Genomic DNA, 19689 nt, shown 5'->3' on the forward strand with positions numbered 1-19689 from the left:
ATGACCACTAAGCGCTATTCCTATCAACCCCGTGCCGGTCACGGTCTGCCGCACGATCCCCTGAACGCGATCATCGGCCCGCGCCCCATAGGCTGGATCAGTTCTGTCAGCGCCAGCGGCCAGCGCAACCTGGCTCCTTACAGCTTCTTCAACTGTTTTAACTATCAGCCGCCGATTATCGGCTTCGCCAGCAGCGGCTGGAAAGATAGCGTCCGCAATATCGCAGAGACGAAAGCGTTCGTCTGGAACCTGGCAACCCGCTCTCTGGCCGAAGCAATGAATGAAACTTCAGCGTCGCTGCCTGCCGATCAGGATGAGTTTGCCTTTGCCGGCTTAACGCCGCTGGCGGCTTCTCAGGTCGCTGCCAGTCTGGTGGCAGAAAGTCCGGTTAACTTCGAGTGCCGGCTGACACAGCTGATTCAGCTGCAGGATGCCAGCGGCAACCCGATCGACAGCTGGCTGGTGCTGGGTGAAGCGGTGGCGATCCACATCGATGAGTCGCTGCTGGAAGAGGGTATCTATCAGACGGCCAGAGCCGAGCCGGTTCTGCGCGCGGGCGGCCCCAGCGCCTATTACGGCATCAGTGAGGCACAGCGCTTTGATCTGGTCCGTCCGGACGCGCGCGCTAAGTAACCCTCACCCCACACGCGCATCGGCCCGGTGCGCTTCTCCCGTCCTGTCTCTGACTATGATGCCTGACACTGGCTGCCCCGTTTCCGGCGGCCACCCCGCACGCTTCTCGTAAACGTGGAACCGGCCGCGATTCAGCGCGGTTCAGCCTCTGCCAGCATGGCGTGGATCAGCGCCTTCAGCACTTTCTGCAGTTCCCCAGCCCGCGCCTGCTGCCAGGCATAAGGCGGCGTCTCATCCATATAGTTGAGCTGCGCCAGCTCCAGCTGAACGGCCTCGACCTGCTGCTGTGGCTGGCCGTAAGCACGGGTGATATATCCCCCCTTAAAGCGTCCGTTGATCACCCAGCTGTAGTCCTGCTGAGCTGCGCATACCGCCTCAATGGCCGTGCTCATAGCGGACGTGCAGCTGGCGCCGTCGTTGGTGCCGATGTTGAGGTCGGGCAGACGGCCCTCAAACAGGCGGGGAATTTCGCTGGCGATGGAGTGCGCATCAAACAGCAGCGCGTAGCCATGCTGCGCCTTAAGGCGCACCAGCTCCTGCTGAATCTGCTGATGGTAAGGCTGCCAGATCCCGTCGATGTAGCCCTGCCTCGTGGTGGCATCCGGCGTTTTACCCGGTGAGAAGGTCGGTGTGCCGTCAAACAGTGTCTCCGGAAACAGGCCGGTAGTGGCACTGCTGTAGAGCGGCTGGTTATCGGGCGGCCGGTTAAGATCGACCACAAAGCGGGAGTAATGGCCGATTAATACGCTGGCGCCCAGGTCGCGGACAAAATCGTAGAGCAGCGGAATATGCCAGTCGGTGTCGGGTAAACCGCGTGCGGCCTCACTTAATCCGGCCTCCACCTCTGGCGTCAGGCGGGTTCCGGCATGGGGAATGCTGACCAGAAGCGGCAGCGTGCCCTGGGTAAAATCAAAAGGATTCATTGCGGTTCTCCACGATAGATAACGGTACAGGGCAGTTCACCGCCCAGCCAGTAAACCAGTTCCGCCGGGCGGGCCAGCGGCCAGTGAACAAAGTTCGCCACTTTGCCCGTCTCCAGCGAGCCGTGACTTTCTGCCAGTCCCAGCGCCTTTGCGCCCCACAGAGTCACGCCCGCCAGCGCCTCCTCCGGCGTCATGCCAAACAGGGTACAGCCCATGTTCAGCATCAGACGCAGCGACAGCGCAGGTGAGGTGCCGGGATTGGCATCGCTGGCCAGCGCCATCGGCACGCCATGGCGTCGGAAGAGATCGACCGGCGGACGCCGCGTCTCGCGCAGCAGATAAAAGGCACCGGGCAGCAGCACCGCGACGGTGCCATGCTGCGCCATCGCCCGGGCATCCTCTTCCGTGGCATATTCAAGATGGTCCGCTGAGAGCGCGCCATAGCCGGCCGCCAGCGCCGCGCCGCCCAGCGCAGAGAGTTGTTCCGCATGGAGCTTCACCGGCATCCCCAGCGCCACCGCCCGATCAAACACCCGCGCCACCTGCTGCGGCGAAAAAGCGAGGTGTTCACAGAACGCATCTACGGCGTCCGCCAGCCCCAGTGCCTGCACCCGCGGCAGCAGCCTGTCGCAGATAATATCGACCCAGCCCTCCGGATCCTGTCTGAACTCCGGCGGAAAGGCATGGGCAGCCAGACAGGTGGCCCGGACATCGGCGGGCACGCTCTCCCCAAGCTGTCGTATCGCCCGCAGCATCCGCAGTTCGCTCTCCTCATCCAGCCCATACCCGGACTTGATCTCTACGGTGGTGACGCCCTCTGCCAGCAGGCGAGCAAGACGCCAGCGGGCCGACGCCACCAGTTCCTCCTCGGTAGCAGCGCGGGTGGCGCGCACGGTAGAGAGGATACCGCCGCCCTGCGCGGCGATCTCCGCGTAGCTGACGCCATTCAGGCGCTGTTCGAACTCCTGGCTGCGGTCACCGCCAAACACCAGATGGGTGTGGCAATCCACCAGCCCCGGCGTCACGATGCCGCCCGGCAGACGATGGTGCCGGTCGGCGACGAAGGCGGGCATCTCCGCCTCCGGCCCGACCCACATCAGCCTGCCTGCCCGCACCGCCAGCGCCCCCGCCGGTATCAGATGGTACTTCCCGTCACGCATGGTGACCAGGTCGGCCCCGGTCCACAGCGTCTCTACGTGCATCTCTTTTCCCATCGCGCTCTCCCGCCTCCGGCATTTACAGGCTGCTTCAAAGTATGTATATGTATATACAACTACATCCAGTGAGGATCAACCATGGCGACTTTTTTTGCTCCCCGCGCCCTGCTGGCGACGGGGTGGCAGCAGCAGGTGCGGATCAGGGTCAGCGAGACCGGTTTTATCGACGCTATCACACCAGACAGCCACGCGGATCAGGCTGTCCGGCTTGACGGCGAAGTGATCCCGGCGATCGCTAATCTGCACTCTCACGCCTTTCAGCGCGCCATGGCGGGCCTGACGGAAGTCGCAGGCGATCCGCAGGACAGTTTCTGGACCTGGCGGGATCAGATGTACCGCATGGTGCAGCGCCTGACGCCACAACAGGTGGGGGATATCGCCGCCCTGCTCTACATCGAGATGCTGAAAGGCGGCTACACCCAGGTGGCAGAATTTCACTATCTGCATCACGACCCCGACGGTATGCCTTACCGCGATGACAGCATGCTGCAAACGCTTATTGACGCGGCAGAGATGGCCGGAATCGGCCAGACGCTGCTGCCGGTGCTCTACAGTTACAGCGGTTTTGGCAGCCAGCCTGCGACAGCTGGTCAGAAGCGTTTTATCCAGCAGACCGATCGCTACCTGGAACAGCAGGCGCGGCTGGAGAAGTGGCAGCAGCAGCGGCCGTTGCTGAACCGCGGCCTCTGTTTCCATTCGCTGCGGGCAGTAAGCGAAAGCCAGATGCAGGCGGTGCTGGCGGCCAGCGACCCGACGCTGCCGGTGCATATTCATGTGGCTGAACAGCAGAAAGAGGTCAGCGATTCGCTGGCGTGGAGCGGCGAGCGTCCGGTTGCCTGGCTGCTGAACCGCTTTGCGGTGGATGCGCGCTGGTGCCTGATCCACGCCACCCATCTGGATGAGGACGAACGCACCCGCCTCGCCCGCAGTGGCGCGGTGGCGGGTCTCTGTCCGACCACCGAGGCCAACCTCGGTGACGGCATCTTTCCGGCAGTGGAGTATATCGCGCAGGGCGGACGCTGGGGCATCGGCTCCGACAGTCACGTCTCGCTGAGTACGCAGGAGGAGCTGCGCTGGCTGGAGTATGCCCAGCGGCTGCGCGACCAGCGCCGCAACCGGATTACCCGGCCCGGCCAGCCGTCGGTGGGTGATCTGCTCTGGCAGCAGGCGGCCGCAGGCGGTGCACAGGCGTGTGGTATCCGCCAGGGCACGCTGGCGGTGGGACAGCGCGCCGACTGGCTGGTGCTGCGGGATGAGGCCTGGCTCGGCAGCGTGGATTCCCGGGCGCTACTGAACCGCTGGCTCTTCGCCGGGCAGCGCGACCAGATTCGGGATGTCTATGTGGCGGGCAAGGCGGTAATCAAAGAGGGTATCCATCCGCAGCAGGCGGCGTGTGCGGCGCGTTTTGCTCAGGCGATGGCGGTGCTGCGATGATGGCCCGCTTTGCCTATCCGGCGCTGACGGTCAGCCGCTGGCGCAACGGCGGCGGCGAGACCCGCGAAATCGTCACTTTTCCGCCGGGTGAGGAACGCTTCGGCTGGCGCGCCAGCATCGCAACCCTCGCGCAGGATGGCCCCTTCTCCGCCTTTCCGGGTATCGATCGGGTCATTACCCTGCTGCACGGCGACCCGGTGTTACTGACCGCACCCGGCGTGCAGCAGCGGCTGCCCCCTCACCAGCCCTGGGCGTTTGACGGTGAACTGGCTGTCATGGCTCAGCTGCAGGGCGGCGTCAGTGAAGATTTTAATATTATGACGCGGCGGGATGCATGGCAGGCCAGCGTGGAGGTGGTCACTACCTCTGCAGGCAGTCTGCACGGGGTAGCCTGGGTGCTGGCGGGCACATGGCAGACGGCGGAGGGGGAAACACTGACTGCGCAGCAGGGCGTATGGTGGGTGGACGAAGAGACCCGCCTCAGCCCGTGCGAAGCGGATGCCAGACTGCTGTTTACCTGTCTCAGCCGTGTCCTCTGAAGCGTCCCAGCAGCTTATAGCGTGAGCCGGGATAGAGCAGCCGCGCATAGGTCACGATGCGGGTGTCGCTCCAGGTCTGACGCCGGATCAGCAGGCAGGGTTCGTGCTCATCCAGCGACAGATGTTTACGCTGACGCGCATCGGGCAGCACGGCTTCAACAATGTGCTCGCCGGCAGTCAGCGGTGCGACCTGCATCAGATAGGTGTAAGGGGTCATCTGCTGATAATCCTGCGTCAGGTAGTCAGGCGCGACCAGCGGATTGACCAGACGATCCTCCAGCTGCACCGGCAGCTCGTTTTCATAGTGCACAATCAGCGAGTGATAGAGCATCTGCCCGGTGGTCAGGCCCAGCACGGCGGCCTGCTCAGGGTCAGCTTTAGTCTGGCCAATGGCGAGGATTTTACAGCTGTGCTGGTGACCGCGCTGGGCGATCTCATCGGCGATGTTGTGCACCTCCAGCATCGCGGTATACCCCTTCATCTCCGCCACAAAGGTTCCCACGCCCTGCATCCGCACCAGAAAGCCTTCGCTGGTGAGTTCCCGCAGCGCCCGGTTAATGGTCATCCGGCTGACGCCCAGCTCGTTCACCAGTTCGCTCTCTGACGGCACGCGCTGATTCGCCTTCCATAATCCCTCGCGGATCTGACTGATGATAGCCTGCTTGACCCGCTGATAGATGGGCGCGGGCTCATCGCTCATCGCCGCCGCCAGTTGTGCCAGTGCCGTGTGCTCAACCATGTGCTGTTCCTTATGCTGATAATAGGGTCAGTTTACTGTCTCGCGGCATGAATGTATATACATCCAGTAGCGGGCGCTGGGCCTTTTCAGGGCAGCGTCTGCCCCCTTACCGTGCAGCGCCAGCAAAGCGATCCTCCTCTTCCCCGCCGCCGCCGGGCGATCCATTTTTGTGATCGCTCTGGCATGCCTCTTGCTTCATCCGCTTAATTGTATAGACAAGCATAGACAGGAGTGGCAGCTTATGATTCACTCGCATTATCCCGCTGGTCAGGGCAAGAAGAGCAGCTCAGTCACGCCAGCACACTCGTACAGACAGGAGCAGACTATGTCAGGTTCGTTTCAGGCATTACGCCTGGTGCCAGGCGAGGTGGATCTCGCCACATTACGCGCTATCTATCAGGGTCAGGTCACGCTGACCCTCGATGAGGGAGCGCGTCAGGCGATTGCCGCAGCCCAGCAGACCGTGGATACGATTGTTGCCTCCGGCAACGTGGTATATGGCATCAACACGGGTTTTGGCAAACTGGCACAGACGCAGATCCCGGCCAGCCGGCTGGCGGATCTGCAGCGTAATCTGGTGCTGTCACACAGCGTCGGCCTGGGCGACCTGCTGCCCGATAATGTCACCCGTCTGGTGGTGGCGACCAAAATTATCAGTCTGGCGCGCGGCCATTCCGGCGTGCGCATCGAGCTGGTCGAGGCGCTGCTGGCACTGTTTAACGCGGGCGTGATGCCCTGCATCCCGGAGAAGGGATCGGTGGGCGCATCCGGCGATCTGGCACCGCTGGCGCACATGTCGCTGATGCTGCTGGGCGAAGGTCAGGTCCGCCATAATGGTGAACTGATCCCGGCAACTCAGGGACTGGCCAGCGTCGGGCTGTCGCCGTTTGTACTCGGCCCGAAAGAGGGGCTGGCATTGCTTAACGGCACTCAGGTCTCAACCGCGCTGGCGCTGCGCGGCCTGTTTGAGGGCGAAAATCTGTTTGCCGCCGGTCTGATGGCCGGTGCTCTGTCGCTGGAAGCGATTAAAGGCTCGCTGAAACCGTTCGATGCCCGCATCCATCAGGCACGCGGTCAGCAGGGGCAGATTGCCGTGGCGGCGGCGGTCAGCGCCCTGATCGAAGGCAGTGAGATTCTCTCTTCACACACTCATTGCGGCCGGGTTCAGGATCCCTACTCTATCCGCTGCGTGCCGCAGGTGATGGGTGCCTGCCTGGACAATATGCGCCACGCGGCGCGGATCCTGGAAATCGAAGCCAACGCCGCCTCGGATAATCCCCTGGTCTTCAGCGACAGCGGCGATGTGATCTCCGGCGGCAACTTCCATGCCGAGCCGGTGGCCTTTGCCGCGGATATCCTGGCGCTGGCAATTGCCGAAGTGGGCGCTATTTCAGAACGGCGACTGGCGCTGCTGCTGGACAGCGGCCTGTCGGGTCTGCCGCCTTTCCTGGTGCGGGATGGCGGCGTCAATTCGGGCTTTATGATCGCGCAGGTAACCGCCGCCGCGCTGGCCTCGGAAAACAAATCGCTGGCGCATCCCGGCAGCGTCGACAGCCTGCCTACCTCTGCGAACCAGGAGGACCACGTTTCAATGGCCACCTACGCCGCGCGTCGTCTCGGCAGCATGTGTTTCAACAGTGCTGCGGTCGTCGGCATCGAGGCGATGGCCGCCGCACAGGGCATCGAATTTAACCGGCCGCTGCAGAGCTCCTCGCTGATTGAGCAGGCGCTGGCCACCCTCCGTGAGCAGGTTGCCTTTCTTGAGGCGGACCGCCTGATGGCACCCGATATTGAGGCCATGCGTCAGTGGGCAAGCCGCGCTGACTGGCCGCAGGCACTGACCGCGCTGCTGCCGAGCATGCGCACGACTTCTTAAATAAAGGAATCTTTCATGAGCGAAACCCTTTCTCAGGCTGTAGCGCGCGAGATTCGTGCGCCGCACGGCACCACGCTGCACTGCGCCAACTGGCTGATTGAAGCGGCTTACCGCATGATTCAGAACAACCTCGATCCCGACGTCGCCGAGCGGCCGGAAGATCTGGTGGTCTATGGCGGCATCGGTAAGGCGGCGCGTAACCAGGCCTGTTTCGAACAGATCCTGCGCTCGCTGCAGGTTCTGCAGCCCGATGAGACGCTGCTGATCCAGAGCGGTAAGCCGGTCGGTATCTTCCGCACCCACGCGGATGCCCCGCGCGTGCTGCTGGCCAACTCCAACCTGGTGCCCCACTGGGCGACCTGGGATCACTTCCACGAGCTCGATAAAGCGGGCCTGATGATGTATGGCCAGATGACGGCGGGTTCCTGGATCTACATCGGCGCGCAGGGCATCGTGCAGGGCACCTATGAAACCTTTGTCGAGGCGGGACGTCAGCACTACGACAACGACCTCAGCGGGCGCTGGATCCTCACCGCCGGACTGGGCGGCATGGGCGGTGCGCAGCCGCTGGCGGGCGTGCTGGCCGGCGCCTGTGTGCTGGCGATCGAGTGTCAGGAGTCGCGTATCGATTTCCGCCTGCGTACCCGCTATGTCGACTACAAAGCCACAACGCTGGACGAGGCGCTGGCGATGATCGGCGAGGCGACCGCAGCGAAGAAAGCTATTTCGGTCGGCCTGCTGGGGAACGCGGCGGAGATCCTGCCGGAGCTGGTTAAACGCGCACGGGCGGGCGGGCCGAAGCCGGACATCGTGACCGACCAGACCTCGGCGCACGACCCGATCAACGGCTATCTGCCGATTGGCTGGGATCTGGCGTGCTGGCAGCAGGCGCGCGTCTCGCAGCCGAAAGCGGTCGAGAAAGCAGCGCGCGCCTCGATGGCGGTCCACGTTCAGGCGATGCTCGACTTCTGTCACATGGGCATCCCGACCGTGGATTATGGCAACAACATCCGGCAGGTGGCGCTGGATGAGGGTGTCAGCAATGCCTTCGATTTCCCCGGCTTTGTGCCGGCCTATATCCGCCCACTGTTCTGTGAAGGTAAAGGCCCGTTCCGCTGGGTGGCGCTGTCGGGCGACCCGGAAGATATCTATAAGACCGATGCAAAACTCAAGGCGCTGTTCCCGCATCACAAAACGCTGCATCGCTGGCTCGATATGGCGCAGGAGCGAATCGCTTTCCAGGGGCTGCCTGCCCGTATCTGCTGGCTGGGGCTGGGCGAGCGGCATCTGGCCGGTCTGGCCTTTAACGAAATGGTGCGCAACGGCGAACTCAAAGCGCCGGTAGTGATTGGCCGCGACCATCTCGACTGTGGTTCTGTCGCCTCACCGAACCGCGAAACCGAAGCGATGAAAGATGGCTCGGATGCGGTTTCTGACTGGCCGCTGCTGAATGCGCTGCTGAACACCGCTGGCGGCGCGACCTGGGTCAGCCTGCATCATGGCGGCGGGGTAGGTATGGGCTTCTCGCAGCATTCCGGCGTGGTCATCGTCTGTGACGGCAGCAAAGAGGCGGATGCACGTCTGGGTCGCGTGCTGTGGAACGACCCGGCCACCGGGGTGATGCGTCACGCGGACGCAGGCTATGCGCTGGCGCAGCAGTGCGCAACAGAGCATGGCCTGAACCTGCCGATGCTGAAATAGCTGTTTACGGGGTAAGCAGCCGCTTACCCCGCTTCTGCGCTGTTATCCCCGTTTTTCCCGTAGCCTGACATCGCTTTCTTATTACTTATTCCATTTTGATTTAGCCTGTCGTCCGATTTCGTCCTGACGGCGATAGACGTCGCGCCACCCGATCACTAAAGTGAAATCTTCTCATTCTGTATGGAGCGCGACTCTGCATGACCCTTTCCCCTGCCCTGCTTGAAGATGCCCTGCGCTGGCGCCATGATTTTCATCGCCAGCCCGAACTCGGTTACCAGGAACAGGTAACCAGTCAGTTTATTGCGGAAGAGCTGGCCAGGGCCGGATTGCAGGTGTTTCGCGGTCTGGCGGGCACCGGGGTGATCGGCACGCTGGAAAACGGTTCCGGCCCGGTGATCGGGCTGCGTGCGGATATGGATGCGCTGCCGATTACGGAGAAAGGCGACGCCGAATGGCGCTCCGCGACGCCGGGCGTGATGCACGCCTGCGGACACGACGGCCACAGCGCCATTCTGCTGGCCGCCGCCCGGCAACTGGCCGCCACGCGCCAGTTCAGCGGCACGGTGCATTTCATCTTTCAGCCCGCCGAAGAGAATCTGGGTGGCGCACGTAAAATGGTGGAAGAGGGCCTGTTTCAGCGCTTCCCGATGGATGCCATCTATGCGATGCACAACTGGCCGGGGCTGCCGCTGGGATCGCTGGCGGTCAATCCCGGCGCGATGATGGCGTCGCTGGATTCATTTGAAATCACCCTGCACGGCAAAAGCTGCCACGCGGCGATGCCGGAGAGCGGAGCCGATCCGATGGTGGTGGCGGCCGAACTGATTCTGGCACTGCAGACCATTCCGTCGCGCCGCCTGTCACCGCTGGCCTCGGCGGTGGTCAGCGTGACGCAGATCCACGGCGGCGAAGCGATTAACGTGATCCCGGAACAGATTGTGCTGCGCGGCACGGTGCGCTGTCTGCAGAACAACGTACGTGAAAACGTGCGGGGGCTGATTGATGAGTTTGTGACCACTCTGCCGCGCCCGTTTGGCGTCAGTGGTGACATTCACTGGCTGCCGGGCTATCCGGTCACCGCCAACCACGTCGCCCCGGCGGAGCAGGTGCGCGACGTGGCCCTGGCAACGCTGGGCGCGGAACAGGTGCACTGGCAGGTGAACCCGTCGATGGCGTCGGAAGATTTTGCCTGCATGATGGAAGCCTGTCCCGGTGCCTACTTCTGGCTGGGTGCGGATGGCGATACCCCCTCCGCACCGCTGCACAACGCCCGCTATGACTTCAACGACGCGCTGCTGCCGATTGGCATCCGGTTCTGGCAGAACCTGGTCGAGCAGGCGCTGCCCGTCGCCTGATTCAGTAACCAGCGGCGCCGATCCGCTGCTCTGCCGCGTCCAGCGAGTCACACTCACCGCTGGCGCGCAGACAGCAGGCAAGCTGCAGTCGCAGCGACGCAGGCACCGGACGCTGCTGATTCAGCACCTCTTCAATCCAGCGCGCGGTCACTTCTGCCGTTTTATCTGCCGGCAGCGCAACGCTCACCTCCGGCTGACGTTCCACCCACACTTCCGCTTCCGCGCCTGCACCCTGAATCATGCTGATCGCCGGGCAGCGCAGCGGATTAGCATAGACCTCCCCTTCGGTGCCGTTGAGTAACAGCGCGGGAGCGTCGATGTCGCTGAAGAATTTTGCCACGCGCGGCACATACTCAGGATGTGAGACGCTCGACAGGCGCAGCGCCGCACGCTCCGCAAACGGGGTCGCCAGTTTTGCCAGCGTATGCGCGCTGTTGCGCACCCCCATGCGCCAGCGCAGCGACAGCTGCTTCGCCATCGGCGGACAGAGGTGATCGATGGTGATAAAGGCCAGCTCGCCCTGATCCAGCTTTGCCTGCGCCGCCTCCGCCGTGGTCACCGGAGCGATCCCCAGCGCCGCAAATACTGCTTCGCTGGTGATGCGCGTCGCGTCGTCGCTGACGCCGTGCACCAGCACCGGGAACCCGAGTTTCGCCAGCAGCAGTGCCAGCAGCGGCGTCAGGTTGCCCTGCCGGCGCGCGCCGTTGTAGCTGGGAATGACAATCGGCATCGGCCGGTTTTCCGGCGCCCGCAGCGACATCATCTGCGCCTGCATCGCCTGGTAAAAGCCGCGCATCTCCGCTTCGCCCTCGCCTTTGATGCGCAGCGCAATCAGGATAGCGCCCAGCTCCAGGTCCGGCACCTCGCCCGCCAGCATCGCGCTGTAGAGCGCCACAGCGGTATCAGCGTCGATATCGCGGGCATGATTTTTACCGCGCCCCACCTCTTTAATGATTTTATTCAGTTCCATCTTTCGCTTCCGGTTAAGTGCGCTTAGCGCCGCGTGGGACGTCGTTTACGCACGGTATTTTTTGGCACCACGCTGGCCGGTATCGCTGCCGGCTCCGGCGTGGCCGGCTGCTCAATCGGAAAGACCGGCAGCGCGGCTAACAACCGGCTGCCATAGGGTTTGCTCAGCAACCGGCGGTCATAAATCACGATTTCGCCATAGCACTGATGGCTGCGAATCAGGCGTCCGACCTGCTGGATCAGGGTAAATGAGGCACTGGGTAAGCTCTGCACCTCAAACGGATAACGCTTCAGACTCTTCAGCCACTCGCCTTCGGTCAAAATTACCGGACTGTCCACCGGCGGAAAAGCGATTTTATGGATATGCACCTGACTCAGCAGATCGCCTTTCAGATCGAGCCCCTCCGCGAAGGACTGCAGGCCAATCAGAATGCTGGTTTGCCCGCTGGCGACGCGCTGGCGGTGCAGATCGACCAGGCGGCTGCGCGGCTGATCGCCCTGCACCAGCATCGAGAGCCGCAGATCGGTCAGGCAGGCGACAAACTGCTGCATCGCCCGGTTGCTGGCAAACAGCACCAGCACCCCTTTGTGCTTTTTCTCTGCCATCTGCTGGCGGAAGAAGGCGGCCATCTCGGCGATATGCTCCGCTTCATGGCTCATCAGCGGCTCATAGCGCATCTGCGGGATCACCAGCCTGCCCTGCTCTACGTGATTAAACGGGGAGTCCAGCGCCACAAAACGGTCGCCCGCCTTTTCGCTGAGTCCCGACATCTCCTGCAACCGGTTGAAACTGTTCAGCGACCGCAGCGTGGCGGACGTCACCACGACGTGTGCGATTTTGCGCCACAGCATCTTCTCAAGCTGGTCGCTGACGCGGATTCCGGCGCAGTGAAACAGCAGATGCGCCTGGCCTTCGCGCAGTTCGCGGGTAATCCATTTCGACACCGGCGCACCGGAGGCTTTCTCCATCGACGCCAGCCGCCACAGCTTGCTGACAGACTCGAACCAGCCAAACTGGCGGTTAAGCTGCAGCAGATTGCGATGCAGACGGACCACATCCACCTTGCCCGTCTGCTCGCTCAGCGCATTGATCAGGCCTTCACTCAGGCCACGCAGCGCGTCGCTGAGTTTGAACAGCCGGGCGCAGAGGTCGAGAAGCTCCTGCGGCAGCGCACCCAGCACGAAGCGAAACTCTCCCGGCTGGTTATGCGGCGGCAGTAAGGGGTTCAGCGCCTGAGCGGTGAGCGTCATCAGTTCACGCAGCTCATCGCAATGCGCTTTCAGCCGCTCCGGGTTAGCCAGCGGCGGGGGCGATTTGGGCCGCATCTGCGTCATGATGCTTTCCACCAGCTTCACGAAGAGGTCGAGCTGCAGGCTACTCCAGCCGGGCGTAATATCCGCGCTCATCTCAAGCGCATCGCGGGCCACCTCGGGCAGATGATGCCCTTCATCCAGCACCAGCATCAGATTTTTAGCGGGCGGCAGCACCGACTCATTCTCCATCGCCGCCATCACCAGCGCATGGTTCGCCACCACCACATCCACCTGCTCGATCTCGCGCCGCGCCACGAAAAACGGGCATTCGCGATACCAGCGGCAGTGTGAACCCAGGCAGCTCGCTTTATCGGTCGAGAGCCGCTGCCACAGGCTGTCGCTGACGTTTTCGTCGCTGTGGTCGCGCAGGCCATCCCACTGATAGCGATCCAGCGCTTTCTGCAGCCGGCCACACTGGGTCTGCTCCTCTTTGGTGCTGCTGACGGCGTCATCGTCCAGCCAGAGCAGCAGATCGCCCTGCTGGTCATCATCTGCCGCCAGCGCGGCCAGATTACGCGGGCAGACGTAGCGCCGGCGACCAAAGGCGGCGGTAAAGGTCAGGTCGGGAATGATTTTTTTCAGCAGCGGCAGATCTTTGGTGAAGATCTGGTCCTGCAGCGCCACGTTGGCGGTGCTGATGACCAGCTGCTTCTCCTGAGCACGGCTGGCCGCAATGCCCGGAATCAGATAAGAGAGGGTTTTTCCCACGCCGGTCGGCGCTTCAACCGCCAGATGGCGCGCGTCGTCACCTGACAGACATTTTGCCACTTCGGCGATCATCTGCCGCTGCGGCGCGCGCGGAATGAAGTCAGGCACCTGCTGCTGAAGCGCTTTATACCACTCCGCTATCTGGCTTTTTATTGCGGCTGTCAGAGCCATGATTAGCGTTACCACACCGGAAAAAATGGCCTGTATTTTTACACAGTATCCCGGCGGCGTCAGCTTTCGCGCCGAATTTTTCGTGCGTCGTCAGAAATTTCAGCGGCGGTTCCGGGAGCTGCGGCGCCGTCCCGCCGCACGTTATACCAGCACTTTGTACATCAGGGTGGTGGCGTCCAGCACCCCAGCAGTGGATTCTGCATAAAACGGAATCTCTCCCGCCACCTGCCAGTCCAGCGAACGGTAGAGATCGCGGGCGACATCGCCGCTGCGGGTATCGAGCACCAGCAGCGTTTTGCCCTCTGCGCGCGCCCGCTGTTCGGCACACTGCATCAGCGTCCGGGCAATGCCCTGACGGCGCGCCTGAGGATGCACCAGCAGTTTGCTGATCTCTGCCCGGTGACGGCCATTCGGCATGGCACTGTAATTTATCATCACCGTACCCAAAATCGTTTCCTGCTGACAGGCGACGAATAGCTGGCTGTCACCGGCGGCCAGGCCGGGAATACGCTGCTGCCAGAAGTGCCTGATGGCTTCACGATCGGCAGCATCCGTGAAACCGACACTGGCGCCATCTGCCACGCAGGCCTGCAAAAGTCCACTGAGTGACTCCATCTGCTGCTGCGCCTGCGAGGCGCTGAACAGGATGTAATCGATCATGGTTTGGCCACCACCAGCAGGTAGCGGGCACCGTCGGTGAGGTGCGCCTCAAATGCAGATTTTCCCGTCAGATGAAAGCGCAAACAATCACCGGGTTGTAATGTCCACTGCTGCATCCCCATCGCGATGGTCAGGCCGCCCTCGCACAACCAGATATGCTGCTCCAGTCCCTGAACGGGGGGAATGTCATAATCGATGCGCGCGCCAGGCTGTAACTTGCCCTCAACCACTTCGCATCTAAAATGAAGAGCGGGTGGTGAAACATTGCGGCGGATAAACCCGCTGGCGGCGTCCTGCCACACCGGCTGCTGATCCGCCCTGACCAGCAGATCGGATTCTTCTTCGACTTCGCTGAGCAGACGCGACATGGTGAGTCCATAGGCCGCGCACAGGCGATTGAGCAGTGCCGCCGTGGGGCTGGTCTCGCTTCTCTCAATGCGCGATAATGACGCGCGGCTGATGCCCGTGGCGACAGAAAGTTCATCTAACGACCAGCCGCGTTGCAGTCGTAATTCTGACAGTCTTACTGCCAGTCGCTGCTCAGTATTCAGCTCAGACATGGGGCATTCTCATATTAGGGAAATATTCTCATTTTTGAGATATAGCCTGGAAATACCGTATCAGTCAAGTTGTACATAGCGAAATGTATTGTACAACTTAAATTGCTTCGTTATGGTAATTGTACTCAGACCAATCGAAAGAGGATTTTATGACCTTATACAGTATCGGTGACGTCGCCGAGCGCTGTGGCATAAACCCAGTCACCTTACGCGCCTGGCAGCGTCGTTATGGCTTACTGAAGCCGCAACGGACCGAAGGCGGACATCGTCAGTTTGATGAAGAAGATGTTCAGCGCATTGAAGAGATCATGCGCTGGATTGAAAGCGGCGTGCCGGTCGGAAAGGTCAAGGCATTGCTGGAAGGAGGCGATGTTGATGCGCATGATGGCTGGACAACATTGCAGGATGAGCTTATCAGCGTCCTGCGGCACGTCAGGCCTGCTAAACTCCGTAACAAGATTGCCGCCATTGGCCGCGAACATCCGATAGATGCGCTAATCGATCACGTTTTTATGCCGGTGCGTCAGAAGCTGAGCCTGGACCAGAATACCGCCCGCACTATGTGCAGTCTGCTGGATGGATTGCTGATTGACTATGTGGCTTTCTGCCTGACCGGCAGCCGCAAAAAATCAGGCAAAGATGCGCTGATTATCGGCTGGGGTATTGAAGACCGCACCCGTATCTGGCTGGAAGGGTGGCGTCTGTCTCAACATGGCTGGCGGATCGACGTGCTGGCTGAACCGCTGGATGTGCCGCGTCCCGAACTTTTTCCCGGCATGAATATGTTTGTCTTTACCGGTAAAAAACTGACCCGTCGCCAGCAGGAACAGCTGACTCACTGGCAGGAACAGGGTTATTCTGTACGCCTGCACGACCCTGCCTGATAACAAAAACGCACGCCGGGCGCTTTGCCTGCTGCCTTGCGCGCGCTATTATCCCCGCCTTACTGTTAACAAGCTCAGGTTTTCCCCATGAATGTCAAAAAAGCCTTTTTCGCCACGCTGTTTTTTATCATGGCTGTCGGCGGCACCAGCGGTCTGATGCTGGTAGGATACTCCCTTATCGTTCACTCACGCTAAGCCAGCGTTGCAGGCGTTCAAACAGCCGATCGCTGACGATAGCCAGTAGCGCCACCAGTAACGCCCCCTGAATCACATAGGCTGTGTTAAACCCGCTTAAACCGATGATTACCGGTGAGCCAAGACTTTTAGCCCCCACCGTCGAGGCGATGGCCGCAGTCCCGATGTTAATGATGACGGATGTGCGGATGCCAGCGATGATAACCGGTGCAGCCAGCGCCAGCTCGACCTGCCACAGCCGCTGCCAGGGCGTCATGCCGACCCCTGTCGCGATCTCCCGGCTGCTCTCCGGAACACTATCGATGCCGGCCAGCGTACCCTGTAAAATCGGCAGCAGGCCATAGAGCAGGAGTGCTACCACCGCTGGCCACGCGCCAAAGCCCATCACCGGTACCGCAATCGCCAGCACCGCCACTGGCGGGATCGTCTGTCCGGCGGCCACGATCGTCTCTGTCAGCGGCCGGAAGGCGCGCCCTGCCCGTCGCGTCACCAGTACACCGCTGCCGACGCCTGTCACAATCGCCAGCAGGCTGGCAGCGATCACCAGAAACAGGTGCGCCAGGGTGAGCTGCCAGAAGCTCTCCTGCTGATAGAGCGGTCGCGCCAGCTCGGGAAACCAGTGGTGAAACAGCGGCCCGCTCCATGGCATCAGGCTCAGCAGTGCGATATAGAGCAGCACCAGCCACAGCAAAGGATCCTTTAACCCGCGCATGGGACTGTCTCGCGCCGTTGCAGCAGGTCACTGAAGTGGAGCACGCCCAGCGGTTGCAGCTGCGCATTGATTACCGGCAGTTTGTCGGTTTGCCGGGCGATAAACTGAGAAAGCGCCTCCCGCAGTGTCAGCCCGGCACTGATCGGTTCGCCCGCCAGCCACTCGCCGCGTCGCACGGCCTGGCTGACCTGCTCCAGCGACAGCAGTCGCACCCCAATTTCGCTGCGGCCAAAGAAGTCGCGCACAAAATCAGTTTTTGGCTGCGTCAGTAGCTCCACCGGCCTGCCCTGCTGAACGATCCTGCCGTTGTCCATCAATACCAGGCGGTCGGCCAGCGTCAGTGCCTCGTCGATATCATGAGTCACCAGTACAATCGTCCGCCCCGAAAGGCGATGAATACGCAGCATCTCCTGCTGCAGCATGCCGCGCGTGACCGGGTCGAGCGCCCCGAACGGCTCATCCATCAGCAGGACGTCCGGATCCGCAGCCAGCGCGCGCGCCACGCCGACCCGCTGCTGTTGCCCGCCGGAGAGCTGATGCGGATAGCGATCAAGCAGCTGCGCGTCGAGGCTCAGCAGGGCCAGCAGCGCCGCGATGCGCTCATCAACCTGCGTGTGCGACCAGCCCAGCAGGACCGGCACCGTGGCGATATTCTTTCGCACCGTCCAGTGCGGAAACAGGCCGATTGACTGGATGGCGTAGCCTGTACGGCGGCGCAGCGCGCGGGCATCAAGCTGACGAATCGACTCACCGGCAAAGCGGATATCCCCGCTGTCAAACTCCACCAGTCGGTTAATCATCTTCAGGGTGGTCGATTTGCCGGAACCAGAGGTGCCAAGCAGCACACAGAATTCGCCGGCGGCTATCTGCAACGACAGATCTTTCACCGCCGCTTTACCGTTAAAGGCGCGTGATACGCTATCAAATTCAATCATCTTTTCTCTCCAGCAGTGAGATCAGCAGGCGGAACAAGGCATCGATCGTCACCGCCAGCGCAATCACCGGCATCACACCCAGCAACACCAGATCAAGCGCACTGCTTAGCAGCCCCTGAAAAATAATCGCGCCGAAGCCGCCTGCGCCAATCAGCGCCGCTACCACGGCCATCCCCAGCGTCTGCACCATCACCACCCGCAGCCCCGCCAGCCAGACCGGCAGCGCCAGCGGCACGTCTACCGCCCGGAACTGCTGCCAGCCGCTCATCCCCATCCCACGCGCACTCTCACGCACCTGGTGCGGCACCTGCTGCAGGCCGACGACCACGCTGCGCACCAGCGGCAACAGCGCGTAGAGCACCAGCGCGATCAGCGCCGGGGCCATCCCGATGCCGCTAATGCCCCATGCGCCCAGCCAGGGAAAGTGCTGAGCCAGTCCGGCCAGTGGTGCAATCAGCAGACCAAACAGGGCAACAGAAGGCACCGTCTGAATCACATTCAGTACACCAAAAACGCTGCCCTGCCATCGCGGACGCCGGAACAGCGTCACGCCCAGCGGCAGCGCAATGACCAGCGCAGGCAGCACCGTGCCGGCCAGCAGGGTGAGATGGCGGCTGAGCGCCGCATCAAACACGGCCTGGCGGTTGGCATACTCCTTCAGCAGCGAAAGATCGCCCAGCTGCCCGCTGAATAGCAGCAGCAGCGGCAGCAGCCAGACCTGCAGATTAAGCAGCAGCTGAGCCAGCCGGTGACGGGTCAGCTGCCGCACCCAATCGGTGATCAGCAGCAGTATGACGGCGGCGCTACACCAGAGGCCGCTGGCGAAGCTGGTGCGCGCCAGACGACTGCCCTGCTGACTCAGCAGCGTCGCCTGATGTCCGCCCAGCCAGAGGGTGAGCGCCAGCATCAGCTCCGCCGTCAGCAGCGCCAGAATCAGCGTGCTGCGGCCGGGTCGACGCCACAGCAGCAGCCAGAGCGTCGCCAGCGGCACCAGCAGCAGTCCGGAATAGCGGATCTGCCAGAGCATCAGCGGCTCGCCCGCCACCAGCCGGTTCGGCGCAAAATTCAGAAAGGGCAGAACGAGCAGCGCCAGACTCAGCAGAGTCAGTAGCAGCCAGGCCACCGGCTGCTGCACCGGACGGCGTATCGCTTCCCGCGATATCGGCATCGGTTATAGCAGCTTCTGCTGCTGAAGCCACTCGGTCGCAACACTGCTGGCATCCTGACCGTCGACCGCGATTTTCGCGTTGAGCTGTTGCAGCGTCTTCTCGTCCAGCGCGCTGAACACCGGCTTCAGCCAGGCCTCAATGCCGGGATAGGCTTTCAGGACCGATTCACGGATAACCGGCGTCGGTGCATAAATGGGCTGAACGCCTTTGGGATCGCTGAGCGTCTGCAGTCCCAGCGCCGCCACCGGCCCGTCCGTACCGTAGGCCATCGCCGCATTGACGCCGGATGTCTGCTGCGCCGCTGCGCTGATGGTGACGGCGGTGTCACCGCCCGCCAGCGACAGCAGCTGATCCTGTTTCAGGTTAAAACCGTACGCTTTTTCAAAGGCGGGTAAAGCATCGCTGCGTTCAATAAATTCTGCCGAGGCTGCCAGCTTGAAGGTGCCGCCTTTTTTCAGCCAGGCACTGAGATCGGCCAGCGAGGTGAGCTGATTTTTTTCCGCCAGCTCTTTGCGCACGGCGATGGTCCAGGTGTTATTCGCAGGTGCAGGCGTCAGCCACACCAGGTGATTCTTCTCTGCGTCGAGCTTCTTCACCTTCTCGTAGCCTGCAGTGGCATTTTTCCAGGCACTGTCTTTCTCATCATTGAAGAAAAATGCGCCGTTGCCGGTATATTCGGGATAGATATCGATTTCGCCCGCCGTAATGGCACCGCGCACCACCTGCGTCGTGCCCAGCTGAATTTTATTGACGGTTTTGACCCCATGCTTCTCCAGCACCTGCAGGATGACATTGCCCAGCAGTGACCCTTCCGTATCAATTTTTGAGCCGACCCGTACAGGATCTGCTGCCTGTGCCATTCCCATGCTGAGCAGCAAAGCGCTGACACCGATCCAGCCCCGAATTCTGATCATGACCTTTTCCTTATCGCGTTGTCGTGTGTTGTTTTTGTGCGTTGTCTGGATGCAATGCCTCACAGGGTGTCATGCGCCCTG

At 61.8% G+C, this 19689-nt stretch carries 18 protein-coding genes; 7 read left to right on the plus strand and 11 right to left on the minus strand.

All coding sequences use genetic code 11. From position 1 onward, the window contains the following. Complete coding sequence (locus RT657_RS03785) at positions 1-633, plus strand: flavin reductase family protein (RefSeq protein ID WP_313652577.1); 633 nt, start codon at positions 1-3, stop codon at positions 631-633. 131 nt (positions 634-764) lie between these two features. Here RT657_RS03785 and hutG read toward each other — a convergent pair whose 3' ends face one another. Next, positions 765-1556: an N-formylglutamate deformylase gene (gene hutG / locus RT657_RS03790; RefSeq protein WP_313652578.1), complete on the minus strand. Its 792-nt coding sequence runs from the start codon at positions 1554-1556 to the stop codon at positions 765-767. Then, a complete protein-coding gene (hutI, locus tag RT657_RS03795; protein WP_313652579.1) occupies positions 1553-2770 on the minus strand; it encodes an imidazolonepropionase in 1218 nt (405 codons plus the stop codon). Before hutI ends, hutG begins: the two co-directional genes overlap by 4 nt. An 81-nt stretch (positions 2771-2851) precedes the next feature. Here hutI and RT657_RS03800 point away from each other — a divergent pair, with 81 nt between their 5' ends. Together RT657_RS03800 and RT657_RS03805 are read left to right on the plus strand one after the other, a co-directional pair. Next, positions 2852-4207, plus strand: coding sequence for a formimidoylglutamate deiminase (locus tag RT657_RS03800; protein ID WP_313652580.1), 1356 nt, complete (start codon positions 2852-2854; stop codon positions 4205-4207). Further along, positions 4204-4746: a HutD family protein gene (locus tag RT657_RS03805; protein WP_313652581.1), complete on the plus strand. Its 543-nt coding sequence runs from the start codon at positions 4204-4206 to the stop codon at positions 4744-4746. Before RT657_RS03800 ends, RT657_RS03805 begins: the two co-directional genes overlap by 4 nt. Here RT657_RS03805 and hutC read toward each other — a convergent pair. Continuing rightward, the gene (gene hutC / locus RT657_RS03810) at positions 4730-5485 is read right to left on the minus strand and encodes a histidine utilization repressor (RefSeq protein WP_313652583.1); all 756 of its coding nucleotides are present in this window, start codon (positions 5483-5485) and stop codon (positions 4730-4732) included. The genes RT657_RS03805 and hutC overlap by 17 nt on opposite strands. 325 nt (positions 5486-5810) lie before the next feature. On the opposite strand from hutC, the gene hutH reads away from it, so the two are divergent. The 3 genes from hutH to RT657_RS03825 all read left to right on the plus strand — a co-directional run bounded on the left by hutH (position 5811) and on the right by RT657_RS03825 (position 10417). Continuing rightward, entirely contained in the window at positions 5811-7361 is a 1551-nt protein-coding gene (gene hutH, locus RT657_RS03815; RefSeq protein WP_313652584.1) for a histidine ammonia-lyase, read from the plus strand. A gap of 15 nt (positions 7362-7376) precedes the next feature. Continuing rightward, positions 7377-9062, plus strand: coding sequence for a urocanate hydratase (gene hutU / locus RT657_RS03820; RefSeq protein ID WP_313652585.1), 1686 nt, complete (start codon positions 7377-7379; stop codon positions 9060-9062). Between the two features lie 197 nt (positions 9063-9259). After that, positions 9260-10417, plus strand: a complete 1158-nt coding sequence (locus tag RT657_RS03825; RefSeq protein WP_313652586.1) for a M20 aminoacylase family protein — start codon at positions 9260-9262, stop codon at positions 10415-10417. 1 nt (position 10418) lies between these two features. On the opposite strand, the gene ybiB is transcribed toward RT657_RS03825, so the two are convergent. The 4 genes from ybiB to RT657_RS03845 form a co-directional block, all read right to left on the minus strand. Continuing rightward, positions 10419-11387 (minus strand): DNA-binding protein YbiB, encoded by a 969-nt coding sequence (gene ybiB, locus RT657_RS03830; protein ID WP_313652587.1) that lies wholly within the window; start codon positions 11385-11387, stop codon positions 10419-10421. A gap of 23 nt (positions 11388-11410) precedes the next feature. Next, entirely contained in the window at positions 11411-13579 is a 2169-nt protein-coding gene (gene dinG, locus RT657_RS03835; RefSeq protein ID WP_313652588.1) for an ATP-dependent DNA helicase DinG, read from the minus strand. A gap of 141 nt (positions 13580-13720) precedes the next feature. Then, positions 13721-14239, minus strand: coding sequence for a GNAT family N-acetyltransferase (locus tag RT657_RS03840; protein WP_313652589.1), 519 nt, complete (start codon positions 14237-14239; stop codon positions 13721-13723). Then, the gene (locus tag RT657_RS03845; protein WP_313652591.1) at positions 14236-14799 is read right to left on the minus strand and encodes an XRE family transcriptional regulator; all 564 of its coding nucleotides are present in this window, start codon (positions 14797-14799) and stop codon (positions 14236-14238) included. The genes RT657_RS03840 and RT657_RS03845 overlap by 4 nt, the downstream gene beginning before the upstream one ends. 149 nt (positions 14800-14948) lie before the next feature. Between RT657_RS03845 and RT657_RS03850 the strand changes: the two genes are divergently transcribed. Further along, on the plus strand, positions 14949-15683 hold the full coding sequence (locus RT657_RS03850; RefSeq protein ID WP_313652592.1) for a MerR family transcriptional regulator: 735 nt from the start codon (positions 14949-14951) through the stop codon (positions 15681-15683). Between the two features lie 175 nt (positions 15684-15858). Here RT657_RS03850 and RT657_RS03860 read toward each other — a convergent pair whose 3' ends face one another. The 4 genes from RT657_RS03860 to RT657_RS03875 are packed head-to-tail and all read right to left on the minus strand — an operon-like array spanning position 15859 to position 19608. Next, the gene (locus RT657_RS03860; protein WP_313652594.1) at positions 15859-16590 is read right to left on the minus strand and encodes an ABC transporter permease; all 732 of its coding nucleotides are present in this window, start codon (positions 16588-16590) and stop codon (positions 15859-15861) included. Next, positions 16578-17525 carry an ABC transporter ATP-binding protein gene (locus RT657_RS03865; protein ID WP_313652595.1) on the minus strand — a complete coding sequence of 316 codons (948 nt, stop codon included), beginning with the start codon at positions 17523-17525 and terminating at the stop codon, positions 16578-16580. Before RT657_RS03865 ends, RT657_RS03860 begins: the two co-directional genes overlap by 13 nt. Beyond that, positions 17518-18693, minus strand: coding sequence for an ABC transporter permease (locus tag RT657_RS03870; protein ID WP_313652596.1), 1176 nt, complete (start codon positions 18691-18693; stop codon positions 17518-17520). The genes RT657_RS03865 and RT657_RS03870 overlap by 8 nt, the downstream gene beginning before the upstream one ends. 3 nt (positions 18694-18696) lie before the next feature. Then, entirely contained in the window at positions 18697-19608 is a 912-nt protein-coding gene (locus tag RT657_RS03875) for an ABC transporter substrate-binding protein (protein WP_313652597.1), read from the minus strand. Between the last annotated feature and the right edge of the window lie 81 nt (positions 19609-19689).

Source organism: Pantoea sp., assembly GCF_032114055.1.
In the GTDB taxonomy this organism is placed as follows: Bacteria; Pseudomonadota; Gammaproteobacteria; order Enterobacterales; family Enterobacteriaceae; genus Pantoea.